Source organism: Afipia massiliensis (assembly GCF_014203115.1).
GTDB classification, from domain to species: Bacteria; Pseudomonadota; Alphaproteobacteria; order Rhizobiales; family Xanthobacteraceae; genus Afipia; species Afipia massiliensis.
This window is the reverse complement of record NZ_JACHIJ010000001.1, coordinates 867,336-884,322: the sequence shown is the minus strand read 5'-3', so window position 1 is coordinate 884,322 and position 16,987 is coordinate 867,336. Positions and strand designations below refer to the sequence as shown.

General features: G+C 60.2%; 15 protein-coding genes and 1 pseudogene. 10 read left to right on the top strand and 6 right to left on the bottom strand.

All coding sequences use genetic code 11. From position 1 onward, the window contains the following. Positions 1–6 precede the first annotated feature (6 nt). Genes HNQ36_RS04065 through cnbZ form a run of 6 tightly spaced genes read left to right on the top strand, consistent with a single transcriptional unit; the run spans position 7 to position 5,321 of the window. On the top strand, positions 7–1,218 hold the full coding sequence (locus HNQ36_RS04065; protein WP_184082632.1) for an amino acid ABC transporter substrate-binding protein: 1,212 nt from the start codon (positions 7–9) through the stop codon (positions 1,216–1,218). Positions 1,219–1,246: 28 nt separating this feature from the next. Further along, the gene (locus tag HNQ36_RS04060) at positions 1,247–2,113 is read left to right on the top strand and encodes a branched-chain amino acid ABC transporter permease (protein ID WP_046829239.1); all 867 of its coding nucleotides are present in this window, start codon (positions 1,247–1,249) and stop codon (positions 2,111–2,113) included. Next, positions 2,110–3,045 carry a branched-chain amino acid ABC transporter permease gene (locus HNQ36_RS04055; protein ID WP_184082631.1) on the top strand — a complete coding sequence of 312 codons (936 nt, stop codon included), beginning with the start codon at positions 2,110–2,112 and terminating at the stop codon, positions 3,043–3,045. The genes HNQ36_RS04060 and HNQ36_RS04055 overlap by 4 nt, the downstream gene beginning before the upstream one ends. After that, complete coding sequence (locus tag HNQ36_RS04050; RefSeq protein ID WP_184082630.1) at positions 3,038–3,787, top strand: ATP-binding cassette domain-containing protein; 750 nt, start codon at positions 3,038–3,040, stop codon at positions 3,785–3,787. The genes HNQ36_RS04055 and HNQ36_RS04050 overlap by 8 nt, the downstream gene beginning before the upstream one ends. Next, positions 3,780–4,514, top strand: coding sequence for an ABC transporter ATP-binding protein (locus HNQ36_RS04045; RefSeq protein WP_184082629.1), 735 nt, complete (start codon positions 3,780–3,782; stop codon positions 4,512–4,514). Before HNQ36_RS04050 ends, HNQ36_RS04045 begins: the two co-directional genes overlap by 8 nt. Before the next feature lie 48 nt (positions 4,515–4,562). Next, positions 4,563–5,321 carry a 2-amino-5-chloromuconate deaminase CnbZ gene (cnbZ, locus tag HNQ36_RS04040; protein ID WP_184082628.1) on the top strand — a complete coding sequence of 253 codons (759 nt, stop codon included), beginning with the start codon at positions 4,563–4,565 and terminating at the stop codon, positions 5,319–5,321. 27 nt (positions 5,322–5,348) lie between these two features. On the opposite strand, the gene HNQ36_RS04035 is transcribed toward cnbZ, so the two are convergent. Together HNQ36_RS04035 and HNQ36_RS04030 are read right to left on the bottom strand one after the other, a co-directional pair. After that, positions 5,349–6,101, bottom strand: a complete 753-nt coding sequence (locus HNQ36_RS04035) for an anti-sigma factor (RefSeq protein WP_184082627.1) — start codon at positions 6,099–6,101, stop codon at positions 5,349–5,351. Then, a complete protein-coding gene (locus HNQ36_RS04030) occupies positions 6,098–6,685 on the bottom strand; it encodes a sigma-70 family RNA polymerase sigma factor (protein ID WP_184082626.1) in 588 nt (195 codons plus the stop codon). Before HNQ36_RS04030 ends, HNQ36_RS04035 begins: the two co-directional genes overlap by 4 nt. A 155-nt stretch (positions 6,686–6,840) precedes the next feature. Between HNQ36_RS04030 and HNQ36_RS04025 the strand changes: the two genes are divergently transcribed. The 4 genes and pseudogenes from HNQ36_RS04025 to hpxZ all read left to right on the top strand — a co-directional run bounded on the left by HNQ36_RS04025 (position 6,841) and on the right by hpxZ (position 11,049). Next, a complete protein-coding gene (locus HNQ36_RS04025) occupies positions 6,841–7,617 on the top strand; it encodes a DUF4394 domain-containing protein (protein ID WP_184082625.1) in 777 nt (258 codons plus the stop codon). Positions 7,618–7,799: 182 nt separating this feature from the next. Beyond that, positions 7,800–8,744, top strand: a complete 945-nt coding sequence (locus tag HNQ36_RS04020) for an alpha/beta hydrolase (protein ID WP_184082624.1) — start codon at positions 7,800–7,802, stop codon at positions 8,742–8,744. 142 nt (positions 8,745–8,886) lie between these two features. Further along, positions 8,887–10,547 (top strand): annotated as a pseudogene (locus HNQ36_RS04015) (flavin-containing monooxygenase). A gap of 106 nt (positions 10,548–10,653) precedes the next feature. Then, positions 10,654–11,049 (top strand): oxalurate catabolism protein HpxZ, encoded by a 396-nt coding sequence (gene hpxZ, locus HNQ36_RS04010; protein ID WP_184082786.1) that lies wholly within the window; start codon positions 10,654–10,656, stop codon positions 11,047–11,049. 161 nt (positions 11,050–11,210) lie between these two features. On the opposite strand, the gene HNQ36_RS04005 is transcribed toward hpxZ, so the two are convergent. The 4 genes from HNQ36_RS04005 to HNQ36_RS03990 all read right to left on the bottom strand — a co-directional run bounded on the left by HNQ36_RS04005 (position 11,211) and on the right by HNQ36_RS03990 (position 16,952). Beyond that, positions 11,211–11,444, bottom strand: a complete 234-nt coding sequence (locus HNQ36_RS04005; RefSeq protein WP_184082623.1) for a DUF6489 family protein — start codon at positions 11,442–11,444, stop codon at positions 11,211–11,213. 114 nt (positions 11,445–11,558) lie between these two features. After that, the gene (gene pncB, locus HNQ36_RS04000) at positions 11,559–12,863 is read right to left on the bottom strand and encodes a nicotinate phosphoribosyltransferase (protein ID WP_184082622.1); all 1,305 of its coding nucleotides are present in this window, start codon (positions 12,861–12,863) and stop codon (positions 11,559–11,561) included. A gap of 52 nt (positions 12,864–12,915) precedes the next feature. Beyond that, complete coding sequence (locus tag HNQ36_RS03995) at positions 12,916–16,482, bottom strand: molybdopterin cofactor-binding domain-containing protein (protein ID WP_184082621.1); 3,567 nt, start codon at positions 16,480–16,482, stop codon at positions 12,916–12,918. After that, complete coding sequence (locus tag HNQ36_RS03990; protein ID WP_430641342.1) at positions 16,482–16,952, bottom strand: (2Fe-2S)-binding protein; 471 nt, start codon at positions 16,950–16,952, stop codon at positions 16,482–16,484. The genes HNQ36_RS03995 and HNQ36_RS03990 overlap by 1 nt, the downstream gene beginning before the upstream one ends. Between the last annotated feature and the right edge of the window lie 35 nt (positions 16,953–16,987).

Here is a 16,987-nt window from a genome sequence, read left to right as displayed (position 1 = left end):
ATCTGGATGGCTCGCTCCCGGCTCGTCTCGCGTGGTTTGAATTCACTTTTGATTGCTGCCTCTTTGGGATTGTCCGCCTCAGCGGCGCAGGCGCAGGATGTCATCAAGTTCGGAGCGCCGCTCCCGCTTACCGGGCCGCTCGCGCCCGAGGCCATCAAGCAGCAGCAGGGATATGACCTGTGGGCCGAGCAGGCCAACAAGGCAGGCGGCATCTCGGTCGGCGGCAAGAAGTACAAGGTCGAGATCGTCTACACCGACTACCAGTCGAACACGCCGCGCGCGGTGCAGACCACCGAGCAGATGATCACCCAGAACAACGTCAATTTCCTGTTCAGCCCGTTCGGGTCGGGCGCCGCGAAGGCGGGCAGCAGCGTCTCCGAAAAGTACAAGGTGCCGACCATCGCCGCGACCGCCTCGTCGGCGCAGGTTTACGACCAGGGCTACAAATACCTGTTCGGCACCTTCACGCCGAACGACACGCTGACCACACCGCTCACCCAGATGGTCAAGGCGAAGGCGCCGGACGTGAAGAAGGTCGCGATTCTGGCGCGGAACGATCTGTTCCCCCTTGCCATCGCGCAGGAAATGGAAAAATCGGCGAAGGGCAACGGTCTCGAAGTTGCGTACTTCGAGAAGTATGCGATCGGGACACTCGATCACTCCGCCACGCTGTCGCAGATCAAGTCGCTGGCTCCGCAATGGATCTTCGTCACCGGCTATATCAACGATCTGCTGCTGGTGAAAAAGCAGATGGCTGATCAGCAGATCAAGGCCACGGTGGTTTCGATGATCGCGGGTCCGGCCTATCAGGAGTTCATCGATGCCGCCGGTGCGGGCGGAGAAAACATCACCAGCGCCGCCTGGTGGCATCCCGCCGCGCAGTATTCTGGCAAGGACATTTTCGGCACCACGGCAAACTACGTGAAGCTGTTCAAGGAAAAGTTCAAATCCGAACCTGACTATGCGCAGGCGTCGGCTTCGGTCGCCGGAGCGTTGTTCCAGATGGCGATCGAGAAGGCCGGGTCGCTCGACAAGGACAAGGTGCGCGACGAACTCGCCAAGCTTGACGTGATGACGTTCTTCGGCCCCGTGAAGTTTGGTCCGACAGGGCAGATCAACTCGCTGGAGCCGCCGGTATTCCAGCTTCAGGGCGGCAAGCCTGTCGTGCTCTCGCCTGCGCTGATCAAGCAGGGCGAATTCAAGCTCGGCGTGAACTGATCCACGGGCGCGGAGGCGAGGACATCACATGCTGGCGGCCCAGGTTCTGATCAATGCTTTAGTGCTGGGCTGCCTTTACGCATGTATTGCGATCGGCTTCTCACTGGTTTGGGGCGTTCTGAACGTCATCAACCTGATCCATGGCTCGTTCATCGTTCTCGGCGCTTATCTGGCCTGGGGACTTTATCAGTCACTCCATCTCTCGCCGTGGTACGCGCTTCTCATCGCGGCGCCGTTGTTCTTTGCGTTCGGTTACCTCATTCAACGTATCATTCTTAACCGTGTGATCACCGCGCCGGTGCTGGTGACGCTGACGCTGACATTCGGCCTCGATCTGATCCTCAACAACGCGATGATCTACTATTTCAAGGCTGATTACCGGAAGCTGACGCTGACGCCGCCGATGGGGTCGATCTCATTCTTCGACGTTGTCGTTCCGGTCGATCGGCTGATCGCGACCGCGTCCGCGCTGGCGCTGACGGGGGTGCTTTATCTGATCCTGCGCCGATTGCGTGTCGGGCGAGCTATCGTTGCGGTGAGGCTCGATCGTGACGCGGCCACGCTGATGGGTGTCGATGTCAAGTCGATCTACGCGATTGCCTTCGGCCTCGGTGCGGCACTGGCCGGCTGCGCTGGTGTGCTGATGGCGCTGATCTTCCCGATCTCGCCGCTGACCTCCACGGCCTATCTCGGCAAGGCTTTCGTTGTCTGCGTTCTTGGTGGCCTTGGCAGTGTGTCGGGTGCTCTGGCCGGCGGCATTCTGCTGGCCCTGATCGAAGGTATTGGCTCCACGCTGATCGGTCCGGCGCATGCGACGACGTTGTCATTCGTCTTGCTGATCATCTTCCTGATCGTCCGCCCCCAGGGCCTGCTTGGCCGAAAGGGCTTCGAATGACCCGGTCGAATTTGATCCTGCTGGTGCTAATCGCTTGTATCGCCGCGCTGCCGATGTTCGGTGGAGCGTATGCGCTAAGGCTTGGCACGATCGCCTGCATGTACGCGATCCTCGCTTTGTCATGGAATATTGTCGGTGGTTTCGCGGGCTATCCATCGTTCGCCACGGCAGCGTTCTTTGGCCTTGGGGCGTACACAACCGGCGTTTTGATGTCGCGCGGCGTGCCTATCGGTGTTGCGGTGGCTGCCGCATGGGTGGGATCGTTCGTGGTTGCAGCCCTTCTGGGAGCCGCGTTGCTGCGCCTGCGCGGACATTACTTCGCGATTGCAAGCCTTTCGCTGATCGAGGTGTTTCGCGAGCTCGTCAACAATGCCACCGATCTCACCGGCGGCGGCATGGGCCTGAACATCCCGCTGACATCCGCAGCCGGTGTGATATCGGACGCGACCTTCTTCTTTTATGCGATGTGGGCATTGCTGCTCGGTACCGCCTTGATGGTGCTCGTCGTCTCGGGGTCAAAGCTCGGCTTTGGACTCGCGTGCATCCGGCAGAATGAGACCGCCGCCAACATGATTGGTCTCAACGCCACGCTCTACAAGAGCGTCGCGTTTGGCCTCTCGGCATGCTTCGTCAGCGCGGCGGGCGGCATCTATGCCGCGTGGGTCCATTACATCGATCCGTCGGACGTGTTCGACATTCTCTATTCGGTCAAGCCGATCGTGATGGCGCTGATTGGTGGGCTCGGTTCGCCGCTTGGTGTGGTTATCGGTGCGCTCGTCTATCTCGGTCTGGAGGAGGTGGTCTGGCGCAACTACATCCAGATCCATAGCGGCGTCCTCGGCGTTCTCATCGTCGCGCTGCTGTTGTTCCTTCCGCACGGACTGATGTCGCTGCGTGATCGACTTCTTGCATGGAGGCCGAAGCGTGTCTGAGATTCTCCGGCTTCAATCAGTCTCCCGCAATTTCAGCGGCCTCAAGGCGCTCAGCGACGTCTCGCTCGGCATCAACAAGGGCGAGGTGCTCGGCCTGATCGGCCCAAACGGCGCCGGCAAGACCACGCTCGTCAATGTCGTTACCGGCGTCACCCCGGCGAGTTCTGGAACCGTGACATTCGCGGGGCAGGACATCACGCGTGTGAAGACCTACCAGTCCGCGCGCCTCGGCCTGTCTCGAACCTTTCAGATCGTACAGCCCTTCGCGGAACTCTCTGCTCTCGACAACGTGGCTGCTGCCGCGCTGTTTTCGCAGCCGAATGAAAGCCTGAAGTCGGCGCGTGAGGCGGCCCGTGAGCGTCTGGCTTTCGTCGGTCTCGAAGCGCAGTCCGACCAGCCGGCGGCGACGCTGACGTTGGCGATGCGAAAGCGGCTTGAACTCGCAAAGGCACTGGCGATGAAGCCGAAGCTTCTGTTTCTGGACGAGGTCAATGCCGGGTTGAACAGCGCTGAGGTGGAACGTGCGACCCGGCTCATTCACGAACTGGCAGCAAGTGGCATTACCATCGTGATGATCGAGCACCTGATGAAAGTCGTGCTCAATGTCTGCACGCGGATCGTTGTGTTGCACAACGGGCGGCTGATCGCGGACGGTCAGCCGCGCGATGTGATCAAGAATCCTGCCGTCGTGGAAGCCTATCTCGGTCAGCAATATGCCCAGAGGGCTGCCGCCCATGGTTGATGCTGCTCCCATTCTCGAATTGCAAGGTTTGCGCGCCGGCTATGGCGAGGTGCAGGTGCTATGGGGCATCGATCTCGCGGTGCGCAGGGGTGAGATTACGGCGCTGATCGGCTCTAACGGTGCGGGCAAGACCACGCTGATGCGTGCGCTGTCGGGTCTGATCCCGGTTCAGTCCGGCTCCTATCGATCGGACGGCGAGGACCTCGCAGGCGCTACCGCTGCCCGGATTCTTTCACGCGGCATTGTTCACGTGCCAGAAGGGCGGCGTCTGTTCGGCGCAATGAGCATCGAAGACAATCTTCTGATGGGTGCTTATTCGCGTACCGCGTCGCGCGCCGAGATCAGTCGCGATATGGACAGGGTTTATACGACGTTCCCGAAGCTGTCCGAACGGCGCAATCAGGCCGCGGCGACGCTCTCCGGCGGAGAGCAGCAGATGTGTGCCATCGGACGCGGCCTGATGAGCGCGCCGAAGCTTCTGATGATTGACGAACTGTCACTCGGTCTGTCGCCTCTGCTGGTGGAGCAACTTGTCGCCGCGCTGCGTACGCTCAATGCCGAAGGCATGTCGATCCTGCTGGTCGAGCAGGATGTCACAACGGCGCTGGATTTGTGCCACGCGGCCTTTGTCATGGACATGGGCCGAATCGTGAGATCGGGCTCGGGCGCCGAACTTCTGGCCGACCCGATCATTCGCGACGCCTATCTCGGCGTTCTGGAAGAATAATCCCAGGCCAAGACCACAATTCAACTCTCAGAAGCTAGAAGAGGTATCATGATGAAGACCGTTGAAGCGCCCGACAGTGGCTATCGTTTCATACCGGGTGTCAGCCAGTATTCGGCAGGCGTTGGAGCGCTTCCAGGCTTCGCGCTCGAACGAGTGCGGTTCGCGAATCCAGTGCCGTTGCGTCAGGGATTTGAGAAGATCGCACAGGTTCTGAAAGCAGCAGGTCGCCCGCTGTCGGCGTTCGCAGCATGCGAGTTGCGTTCACCGGCGCCCTTTACTGAAAGCGGGTTCGTGAGCTTCAACGCGGAGTACACCGGCTTTTTGAAGGAATGGGGCGTGATGCGGGACGGTGCCGACAATCCGGTGGCGCGCAGCAACGTGTGTCCGAAAATCGATCCGCCGTCGACGCCTAGTTTCCATGCCTTTACGTACAGTGTTGTCGCGGCGAACGCGCCAGCATCGTTCGTTGTCGCCGGAAGCGGCGAGGCCCCTGAAGGCAAGGGGAACTATCGCGACCACGCCGTGCGGCTTGGGGATATCTCTCCCGCAGCGATGCTGGAGAAGGCGATATGGGTTCTGGGCGAGATGGAACGGCGCATGGGCGCGTTCGGCGGCGACTGGAGCCAGCTTACGGCGACGCAGCTTTACACCGTTCACGACATCTTCCCGTTCATCGAAAGCGAACTCGGCAAGCGCGGCATCTTCCGGCAAGGTCTGACCTGGCATCTGAACCGACCGCCGGTGCAGGATCTTGAGTATGAAATGGATTGCCGTCGCGTTCTCACGGAGCGTGTGATCGAGGTTTGAGATTCGATCACACGGATTGATGAACAGCTATAGTGTTCTTGCTGCGTTGCCCTTGAACAGGATCGGACCGGTGGGTCGCCCGTTGGGCGATCCGCCTTCCGGTTCAAGCGTGATTTCGAACAACTGATCAGCCACGGTTTCGGGCAGGGACTCGAGATTGAGCTGCAGCGTGCGCGACTGGCCGGTGATCCCGATTGATTTCGGGCCGATGGCGCGGTCCCACAATGTCCACACCTGCAACGTGCGTCCGGGAGGCACGTCGATGGCCTTGAGCGGAATCAGCTCGACACGGCCGTTGGCGAAAGCATTGACCACTGCGCCGGCTTCCTTGGTGGCGTCGTTGACGAGGATCGCGACGTAAACCGGCTTGCTTTGCGCCAGCGCAACCAGATCGCGTCGCAGCTCCTTTGACGTCGTGAGCGCACCAAGCGCGATAACCGCAAACAGCAATGCGGCGACACTGGCGGTCAGGCCGGTTGTACGCCAGAAGTGGATATTGTTCCAAACCGTTGCGCCGAGTACGGCGTTGCGAGCGCCGGGCAGTGCCGAAATCGTTTCCTTCTTCGTCGTCTCCGCGATCCGGCGCCACAGGTCAGGGCTGGGTGTCACGGGTTCGGCGGATGTGTCGAACTCCGAAAGCCGTTCGCGCCAGGCGCTCACTGCTGCCGCAAATGCTGGATCGCTCTCAAGCCGTTTTTCGGCAGCGGCTTCGTCCGCTGCGTCGAGCAGGCCCATCACGTAGTCGGCCGCCGTGGTGTCGCGTTCGTCCTGCATGCTCATCCCATGCACTCCTGCAACGACATCAGCCCGCGCCGCACCCAGCTCTTGACGGTGCCGAGCGGCACCTTCAGCCGTCCGGCCATTTCGCCATGACTCATGCCGTGAACATAGGCGAGGACCACCACGTCGCGGCGCGGCCGCTCAATGCGTTCAAGGCAGCGGCGCAGCGCGCTGGTTTCCGGAAGACGAGCGATTGAATCATCGGGAGCGATGTCTTGAAGGCCGCCGTGTTCGTCATGGTCGTAGCGATGTTCGCCGCGATAGATGGTGAGCGCGCGGTTTCTTACGATGGCGTAAAGCCAGCCGATGGCGCTGCCGCGCTGCGGATCGAAGCCGCGAGCGCCATTCCATATCCGCACGAAGGCATCGTGGACAGCTTCCTCCGCGAGATCCTGACGAATGAGAATGCGGCGCGCCACGCCGACCATCCGCGCTGCTTCACTGTCATAGATCATCTGAAGCGCAGTGCGGTCGCCCACGGTGCATCGTGCCAATGCGGCGGCGAGTTGCGCCTCGCGCTCCCGGTCGAACTGGGGCTTGTCTGTTCGGACATCCAAAGCGGGAACCTCGGGGACCTGGGCCATGCGTCAGAGATTGCATAGCCTTTATACCGGTCCCGTGCGGCATTTGGATGCACCGCCCCGAAAATAATCTCGAGGGCGCTGCATCCGTTCGGCTTTGCCGCCGGTATCGCCTGTATCGGTCCGAATGGGATCGTCGAGATACAGGGAGTTTCGCCATGAAGTTCAGCACAATTTTCGCAGCATCCACGGCACTTTTGATGACATCAGTCGCGGCAAACGCGGCTCAAGTTGCAGCATTGGTTGGCAACGACACCATCGCGATGGTCGACACCGCACAAAAGAAGGCCACCGGTTCCATCAAGGTGACCGGGATTTCCGGGGCGCTGGTGGGTATCGACGTTCGCCCCGCCGACGGGATGCTTTATGGCCTGGTCGATGACGGCACGGTCGTCACAATCGCCAAGGACGGCAAGGCGACCATGAAATCGAAGCTCGAAACCATGGTCGCGAAGGGCGTGCTCGTCACGGTCGATTTCAACCCGGCCGCGGATCGCCTGCGCGTGATGGGTTCTGACGGAACAAGTCTGCGCGCCAATGTCGATGACGGCAAGGTCACCAAGGACGGCGACCACAAGTACGCAGAGACCGACGCCAGCAAGGGTGCAAAGCCAAATGTGATCGCCGGTGCCTATACCAACTCGGTGAAGGGTACCAAGGAAACGGCGCTGTTCAACATCGACGCAACCGCCGGTACGCTCGTGAAGCAGGCTCCTCCGAATGATGGCATTCTCGGCACCATCGGCAAGCTTGGCGTCAAGGCTGACGGCGCGTCGTTCGACATCTGGTCGGACGGCAATGGCAAGAATGAAGCCTGGCTGATGGCGGGCGACACGCTTTACAGCGTCGATCTGGCGACGGGAAAGGCGACTGAAGCTGCGAAGATTTCAGGCGTCAGCGGCACGGTGAAGGATATCGCGATCCTTGGCATGTAATCTCGGAGATTGGTGTCATACCGATTCTTGACTGCTGACGGCGCTGCATTCCTGTGCGGCGCCGTCGTCTTGTGGCATCTGCTGGTTGGGTGTTCTGTCCGGCAGCGTCGACAGCAGCCAAATCGCGAGTTAACAATTGGACCAAGAGGGATAACAACACCCGCAAGAACCTGGGGAGCAACATGCCAGTTACACTCGATCCCGATGCCGCTGCAGTTCTCAACGCCTTTCGCGAAGCAGGGCGTCCGCCGTATGAAACATTGTCAGCGGCGGAAGCCCGTCAGATGTACCTGGCAGGACGCGTCGTCTCAAATCCTGAGCCGCCGGTAATTGCTTCTGTGGAGCCTGTAGCGATAACGGGACCGGCGGGACCAATTCCCGCACGGCTCTACAAGCCGTTGAAGCTGCGGCAGGCCGATGGCCTCGCGCCATGTCTGGTCTTTTTCCATGGCGGCGGCTGGGTGATTGGCGACCTCGACTCTCATGACGTGGTTTGCCGGACGCTGGCTGATGAAGGCCAACTCATCGTGATTTCGGTGGATTATCGTCTCGCACCGGAGCATCGCTTCCCGGCGGCGGTCGATGACGCGATTGCGGCGACGGAGTGGGTTTCGAAGAATGCTCTTTCGCTAGGGATTGATGCATCTCGATTGCTTGTGGGCGGTGACAGCGCAGGCGGCAATCTCGCGGCAGTCGTCGCGATCAACGCTCGGGAGGCGGGGCCGAAAATCGCGGGCCAGGTTCTTATCTATCCTGCAACCGATTTCGCCATGACTCATCCCTCGCACAGCGAGCCAGAGACCAGCGCACTGCTGACCCATTCCGTGATCCGATGGTTTCGCGATCATTATCTTAACGGCGCGGCCGGGACTGATGATTGGCGTGCATCTCCAGCAAGGGCGGAAAATCTTTCAGGACTTCCACCTGCATTTGTGTTGACGGCTGGAGCCGATCCTTTGCGCGACGAGGGAGAAGAATTCGCCAAGCGTCTCGGCAACGCGGGTGTGCCCGTGGTGTACCGGACGTATCTCGGTCAATTTCATGGATTCATCACCATGGGAAAACTGCTCCCGAAGGCGAGTGACGCGATGCGGGAAATCGGCAGTTGGCTCAGGGCGATGGGATAGCGCGTCGAATCGTCCCGTCACCGTGCATGGCGTCCACTCGGCATCGATCTATTGTCTTTGCCCGTTTTTCGAGGTCACATTGCATGCAGAAGGCTGAGCAGCAGCTTTCCAAGAGCAACGGAAAATCCGGGAGAACGAAGATATGATTGCTCCGCAGCATGATTCAACGCCCTCCAATGAAAGCTACGACGCTGTTGTTGTCGGTGCGGGATTCGCGGGCTTGTACATGCTGCATCGGCTACGCGGCCTCGGTCTTTCGGTGCGTGTCTATGAGCAAGGCGGTGACGTCGGGGGAACATGGTACTGGAATCGTTATCCAGGCGCGCGCTGCGACGTCGAGAGCATGCAATATTCCTATTCGTTTTCAGAGGAGTTGCAGCAGGAATGGGAATGGAGCGAGCGTTATGCGCCGCAGCCCGAGATCCTGAAATACGCCAACCATGTCGCTGACAGGTTCGATCTGCGTCGCGATATTCAGCTCAACACGCGTGTCGAGGCGGCGGAATTTCATGAGAGCGCCAACCGCTGGTCGGTGATCACGTCGGACGGAAAAACCGTATCGGCGACCTATTTCATCCTGGCGACGGGCTGTCTCTCGAACGCGCGGATACCTGATTTTAAGGGCCGGGATCGTTTTCAAGGAAAAACGTATCACACCGGACACTGGCCGCATGACGAGGTGGATTTCACCGGGCAGCGGGTTGGTGTCATCGGAACCGGTTCATCTGCGATCCAGTCAATTCCCATCATCGCCGGGCAGGCCAGCCATCTTTTTGTTTTCCAGCGCACGCCGAATTTCAGCGTTCCGGCACACAATGCTCCGCTTACGCCGGAGACCACGCGCTCCTGGAAGTCCGACTATGCCGATCGGCGGCGGCGGGCGCGCGAAGAGTCGCGAAACGGTATCCTGATGGTCATTCCGGAGAAAGGCGCGCTTGACGATACAGAAGCTGTGCGACGACAGGAATATGAGGCAGGCTGGACACGCGGCGGCATCAGCTTCATGGCATCCTACAATAACCTCTTGTTCGACAAGCCTTCAAACGACACCGCGTGCGAATTCGTTCGCTCGAAGATCGAGGAAATTGTGCAGGACCCCGCGGTCGCAAAACTGTTGCAGCCGCACGATCATCCAATCGGCTCGAAACGCATCTGTGTGGACACGGATTACTACGCTACTTTCAATCGGCCCAACGTCACTCTGGTCGACATTCGATCCAGCCCAATCGAGGAAATACTGCCGCATGGGTTGCGGACCGGAGGCAAGGATTACGAACTGGACTCGATTGTGTTCGGCACCGGCTTCGACGCCATGACCGGGTCGGTCGCCAAGATCGATATCAAGGGCAAGGATGGCCCGACCCTGAATCAGAAATGGGCCGAGGGACCCCGGACCTATCTCGGTCTGATGTGTGCCGGCTTTCCGAACATGTTCATTATCACCGGTCCGGGCAGCCCGTCGGTACTGAGCAACATGATCTGTCGATTGAGCAGCACGTGGACTGGATCAGCGACTGCATCGGCTACAAGCGCCAGCGCGGCATCGACTGTATGGAGGCGACAAAGGACGCTGAGGATGACTGGGTGACGCAGGTCAACGATGTTGCGAGCGGCACGCTCTATCCGCAGGCCAATTCCTGGTACATGGGCGCCAACATTCCCGGAAAGCCGCAGGTTTTCATGCCCTATATCGGCGGTGTCGGGGTTTATCGCCAGATCTGCAATGATGTTGCGGGAAAAGGCTACGAAGGCTTTGTACTGATGAGCCGGGGCCGAACCGCAGCAGCCGTCGCTGCCGAATAGGCATGCAGGGCACGACGGCGTTAAACGCCAATCAGTTCACGATGAACAGGATTTGCGAAATGAGTGGGTCCGAGCGCACGCGCCTTAAGGGTATTTGAAAATGACGGTGGAAGTCGACTTGCCCGACGTGGTTGCTGAAGTCAGCGCGGCCTTCGCGGCTTACGAAAAGGCGCTGACGTCGAATGACGTTGCGACACTCAATGCGCTGTTTCGCAACGACTATAGGACGATCCGCTACGGGATCGGTGAAAATCTTTACGGCTACGACGCCATTGCCGCGTTCCGCGCGGCGCGAAACCCGGCGGGTCTGATGCGCGATCTGTCGAACACCGTCATTACGGCTTATGGCCGCGATACCGCCGTTGCCTCCACGCTGTTCCATCGCGCATCTGCTCCCGGAAGAGTCGGGCGGCAGATGCAGACATGGGTTCGTTTCGCGGAAGGCTGGCGGATCGTCGCGGCGCATGTCAGTCTGATTGACACGCCGGATGAGAAAGCATGATCTTTGAGGCCGGCATGTCACGAATTTCGATCGGTGATCACTTGGCGTCAATGAACCAGGCGCGTCACTGGCACGCGGATGTGCGACCATGTCTAGACTGTTCGTGAGGAATACGAAATTTACGCAGTATCGCTATAGATAATCCTGCCGTTCTTCGCGCCTTACTTCTTGGTGCCGCCGAGTCCGCCGAACATCTTGAACATGTCCCCGAATTGTTCGGGATTGAACGACATCCAGTTGCGCAGGATGGCATCGGGCGACATACCTGCGACACCGGAAAGCAATTTTTCCTCAAGCTGCTTCATCGCCTTTTCCTGCATGGGCTGGATGTTCGGAAGTCCTAGGAACTCTCGTGCTTCCTGCGGCGTGCAATCAATGTTGATCGTGACCTTCATCAAATCGTTCCTGTACTGGCATCCCATTCATTCAGGATCACGATCCTGATCGGACCAATCTACACATGATGAGGCCGAATGGAAATCGGTCCGGACGATCTGCTCCGCAAGCGTTTATACGTGGACCGCGCTGCGCACGCGGCCTGCATTGCCGAACACACGCAGATAGCGCGCAATCTCGGTTGGGCTGCCGGTCGCTTTTTCCGGATTGTCCGAGAGCTTTACCGCCGGCTGTCCGTTGACGGAGGTCACCTTGCACACCAGCGAGATTGGATCGAGATCGGCGGTTCCGTCCGGCGCGCATCCGACAAAGTCGTTTGTGAGGTTGGTGCCCCAGCCGAAGCTGGTCCTGACGCGTCCGGAGAAGTAACGATGCGTCTCCTCGATCGATCCGACGTCCATGCCGTCTGAGAAAATCAGCAGTTTCTCCTTCGGATCGCGTCCCTTTTCCTTCCACCACTTGATGATCTCTTCGCCTGCGGCAATCGGCGGCGCGCTGTCCGGGCGGAAGCCAGTCCAGTCGGCCACCCATTCGGGGGCATCCCGCAGAAACGCCTTGGTGCCGAACGCATCGGGCAGGGCGATCAGAAGATTTCCGTCATAGGTCTGTCGCCACTGATCAAGGATAAGGTAGGGCGCCCACCGCAGTTCGTTGTCGTCCTTCGCCAATGCGGCTGCGACCATCGGCAGTTCATGTGCGTTGGTGCCGATAGCTTCCAGATCATTGTCCATCGCCAGCAAAACATTGGACGTTCCGGTGAATGCAGGACCAAGCCCTTCCTTGACAGCTTCGACGCACCAGCGCTGCCACAGAAAGCCGTGCCGCCGCCGTGTCCCGAAATCCGACAGCCGCAGGCCTTCAAGTTTGCGCAGCCGTTCGACCTTGGTCCAGAGCTTGGCCTTGGCCCGCGCGTACAGAACGTCGAGAACGAACCGGCCTTGTCCCTTCATCGCCTGCCGTGAGCGCAACTCGTTGATGATGGCGAGCGCCGGGATTTCCCACATGGTCGTGTGGGTCCACGGTCCGTGGAAATGCAGCTCATACTGCCCATCGACGGTGCGCAACTCGTATTCGGGGAGCTGGAACGTGGCGAGCCAGCTGATGAAGCCCGGCGAGAACATCTGGGTCTTGCCGTAGAACGTATTACCGGCGAGCCAGATCAGCTCCTTTTTGGTGAAGCGAACGGTGCGGGCATGATCAAGCTGGGCGCGAAGCTCTCCCTCGTCGATGATTTCACCGAGGCGTACATGATGGGTGCGATTGATCACCGAGAACGTCACATGCTCATCCGGATAGAATCGCCGGATCATCTGAAGCATCAGGAGCTTGTAGAAATCGGTGTCGAGAAGGCTGCGCACGATCGGATCGAGCCGCCAGCCGTGGTTGTAGGTTCGCGAAGCGATGTCTGTAATGGCCATGCCGGGATCATATCCGGCTCCCTCAGGGGCAGCCAGCCACCCCCGCGTGATTTTATGGTCTGGCGGCGTGCCGGACCCGGCCGATCGCGGCGGCGATGTCGGTCCAGGGCGCCTTGTCCGGAGCAAACTGCTGCCTGAGATAGGACACCAGCTCCGAGACCTGTTCATCATTGAGGCTGTTCTTGAAGGCGGGCATATAGCCGAGATCGCTGGAGACCGGCTGCTCGATGCCGTGGAGAATGACCTGAATAAGGTTGTCGGGCATGGTGCTGTGCAAGTTGCTGTTCAGCGCCAATGAGGGTTTGCTGCCAAACAGAACAGGCCCGCCGATCTGATGGCAGACCGCGCAAGCGCCGTCATAGATGCGCGCGCCGAGAGCTGAGGCAGAGACGGACTTCACGCTCGTTTCGGTTTCCAGTCGTGTCGCCAGAGCTTCCTGCACCGCCGGCGTGATCGCGGTCTCGTTGAAAGAGGCGAGATAAACCGCCATAGCGCGAATGTCGCTGTCCGGCACGGTTGCGAGCTCTCTCACGATCGGCGCCATCGGTCCTGCGGCGACTCCGTGGAAGCGGGAGATGCCCGTGCGCAGATAGGCGAAAAGTTCGTTCTCGTTCCACGGGATCGGCGCGCGCGACAGGGACGTCAGTGGCGGCGCTTCCCAGCCTTCCGCGACGCCGCCGGCCAAATAGGTTTTGGCTGTTCTCTCCGCGCCCAATGCATTCCTTGGTGTATGGCAAGCTCCGCAATGGCCGAGGCTCTCGATCAGATAGGCTCCGCGATTCCAGACGACTGATTTTGTGGAATCAGCCTTGAAGAGGGTCGGCTCGTGAAACAGTGCATTCCAGCCCGCCATCAGCGGCCGGAGGTTGAAGGGAAACGCCAGTGCGGTCTCGCGGTTGACGGCGTGCACAGGCGCCTGCGCCATCAGATAGGCGTAGATCGCCTGAAGATCGGCATCGGTGGTCTTGGCGAAGTGATTGTAGGGAAATGCCGGGTAGAGGTGCCGGCCGTCGCGATGGATGCCTTCGCGCATCGAGCGCTCGAATGCGGGATAAGACCACGCCCCTATGCCGGTCTCGACATCGGGGGTGATGTTGGTGCTGTAAATGATGCCAAACGGTGTCTCGAGCGCTCGCCCGCCCGCATTGGCGATCCCGTTAATGTCGGTATGGCAGCCGGCGCAGTTGCCGAGCGCCGCAAGTTGCTGGCCGCGGGCGATGGTCGCCGCGGAATACGTCGATACATCCGGCCGCGCGATTGGTGCAATCGATCGCCACGGCAGCACCGCTGCGGCGATGCCGACAGCCGCTGTGCAGACTGCGGCAATACCTGCGAACGTACTGCGGCGTTTAAAGAACGGACTTGGCGTATCCGGAATTCGTTCCTGCGGCTTGAAACTGGTCGCCGGCAATAAGGCCCGCGGTGCGGGAGCATCGCCGCGCAGCCCCGAAAGAATGCGCTCGGGCGTGAACGGGGGTTCGCGGAAGCGCACACCGGTTGCATCGAAAATTGCGTTCGCGATTGCTGCGGCGCTCGGGACCGATGCTGATTCACCGACGCCGAGCGGCGGCTGATCTTGCCGTGGCAGCATCAAGACATCGATCTTGGGAATGTCCGGGAATGTGATGATCGGGTAGGCGCCCCATTCCCGGCTGGCCACGGCTGCGCGATCGAACGAGACCTCTTCCATCAGTGCGCGGCTGGTGGACTGGATGATGTTGCCGTGGATCTGATGGCGCACGCCATCCGGATTGATCATCAGCCCGGAATCCTGCGCGGCAACGACGCGGGTCACGCTCACATCGCCGGTCGATTTGTTGACCGCAACGTCCGCAATCCAGGCCGACCATGCTGCGCCGTAGCCCGGGAACTTGCTGTGGACATAGAGCGCGTAAGCAAAGCCGCGCCCGCGCACGACATCGCCCTCGGCTTCCTGCTCTTTCCAGAGCGGACGAGGCGTCCAATCGGCGCGCTTGGCGACGGCTTTGACCAGATCGACGGCACGCGGATCTTTCAGATAGCGCAGGCGGTATTCAATCGGATCGACGCCGGCTTCGGCCGCGAGTTCGTCAATGTAGGATTCGTGCGCAAACGTATTGGGCAATGCCGAGACGCCACGAAACCACGACGCCCGCACGATGGGTGGCATGTCGTGCGCGGTCACTCGCATCGCATCGTAGTCATAAGGCGGGATCGCGGTGCGGTCGCCCATCTCAAAGACCGCGGGAACAGGCGGGACGGTGCCGGTCAGCAGCAGCGCCAGCGTCGGCGCTCCGTTCGATGGATAGTGCGTGGCGAAGTCATAGCCCGCGACGCTGCCATCGCCACGCAGGCCGCCGTTGACGTCCATCAGTTGCGCAGTGCCCTTGGGCTCCCACGCGTGTTCCTGCTCACGGGTTAGCTGTACGCGCACCGGCCGGCCGACCGCGCGTGACAGCAACACCGCGTCGGCGGAGACGTCATCGGCGCAGTTGCGGCCGTAGCAACCGGCGGCCTCCAATCGGATCACGTCGATCTCGGTTTCCGGCAGTGCGAGAAGCAGTGCGAGGTCGGATCGCAGGATGTGCGGATTCTGCGTGCCGGACCATACCCGCGCGAATCCCTCCTGAACATCTGCCACAGAACACGAAGGTCCGATTGATCCGTGCATCTGGTACGGCCAGATGTAGGTCCGCTGCATCGGCTTCGCCGCATCCGCGATGGCAGAATCCACGTCGCCTTTGTCGAGCAATTTGCGTAGCGTACTCGGATTAGCGCGGAGCGCCGTTTCGATATCTTTCAGATTGGGCAGCGTCGGTGTCGGTTTCCATGTCACCTTGAGTTGAGCGGCCGCCTTGACCGCGTTTTCCTCGCGTTCGGCGACGACACCGACGAAGTCGCCGATCTGCACAACCGACACCATGCCGGGAATATCGCGAACCGACGATTCATCGACGGCAATCAGGCTGGTCCCGACGAAACTTCCGGCATCGACACCGGCGTAGGGCGGACGCACCACGCGCCCATGCAGCATGCCGGGAACGCGCACATCATGCACGTAGACCAGTTCACCGGTTGCCTTGGCCGGGAGATCGACGCGCGGGGTCGATTGTCCGACGATTTTGTAGGATTCGACCGCTTTGACCGAGACATCATCGGCGAGATCGAGCCGGATGGTTTCGTCTCCGATCAGTTCGCCGTAACTGATGCTGCGGTTATCGTGACCCCGGATCAGGCCATCCTCTACCGATAGTTCACTTTCCGGTAGCTGAAGCCTTTGCGCGGCGCGTGCGATCAGAAAGTGACGTGCCTGCGCGGCCGCTTTACGCAGTGGTACCGCAGTGATCTGGATGGTTTCGCTCGCGATAGTCGCCCCTTGATTGGGAACGAGCGAAGTGTCGCCCAGTACGACGATGACACGCGCGAACGAGACGTCCAGCTCTTCCGCGACGATCTGCCCAAGCGCCGTACGGATGCCGGTCCCGAGATCGACATGACCGTTGAACGCTGTGACAATCCCGTTCGCGGTGATCTTGATGAAGGTCTCGAAAGCCGATCCAGTATTGCTGGAAGATGCCGGTCGAACGACGGATAGCGATCCGGAGTGAGAGGCTCGATCCGTCTGCGAATCCGCCACCATTATTCGTGTCCTTCAACGGCATGACCCGCGGCACGCATGACGGCACGCAGGATTTCGACGTGCGCGCCACACCGACACAGGTTGTATCGCAAGGCCTGGAGCACCTCCGTTTCCGAGGGGCGCGGGTTCTGCATGAGAAGAGCCTTCGTGCTCATGATCATGCCGTTAAGGCAGTAACCGCATTGCGTGGCCTGCTCCTCGATGAAGGCTTCCTGCACAGGGTCGGGATGATCGCGCGATCCGAGGCCTTCGAGCGTCAGTATGTTTCGCTGCACACAGCCGCTGACCGGTATCAAGCAGGAGCGGGCTGCCACACCGTCGATGATGACGGTGCAAGCGCCGCATTCGCCGAGCCCGCAGCCATACTTGGGGCCGTTCAACTCAAGATCGTTGCGCAACACATAAAGTAGCGGGGTGTCGGGCGCGGCGCCGACATCGTGGATCCTGCCGTTCACCGTCAGCCGGATCATTTCCTGCACCACGTTCATCGTACGGTCCGATCTGC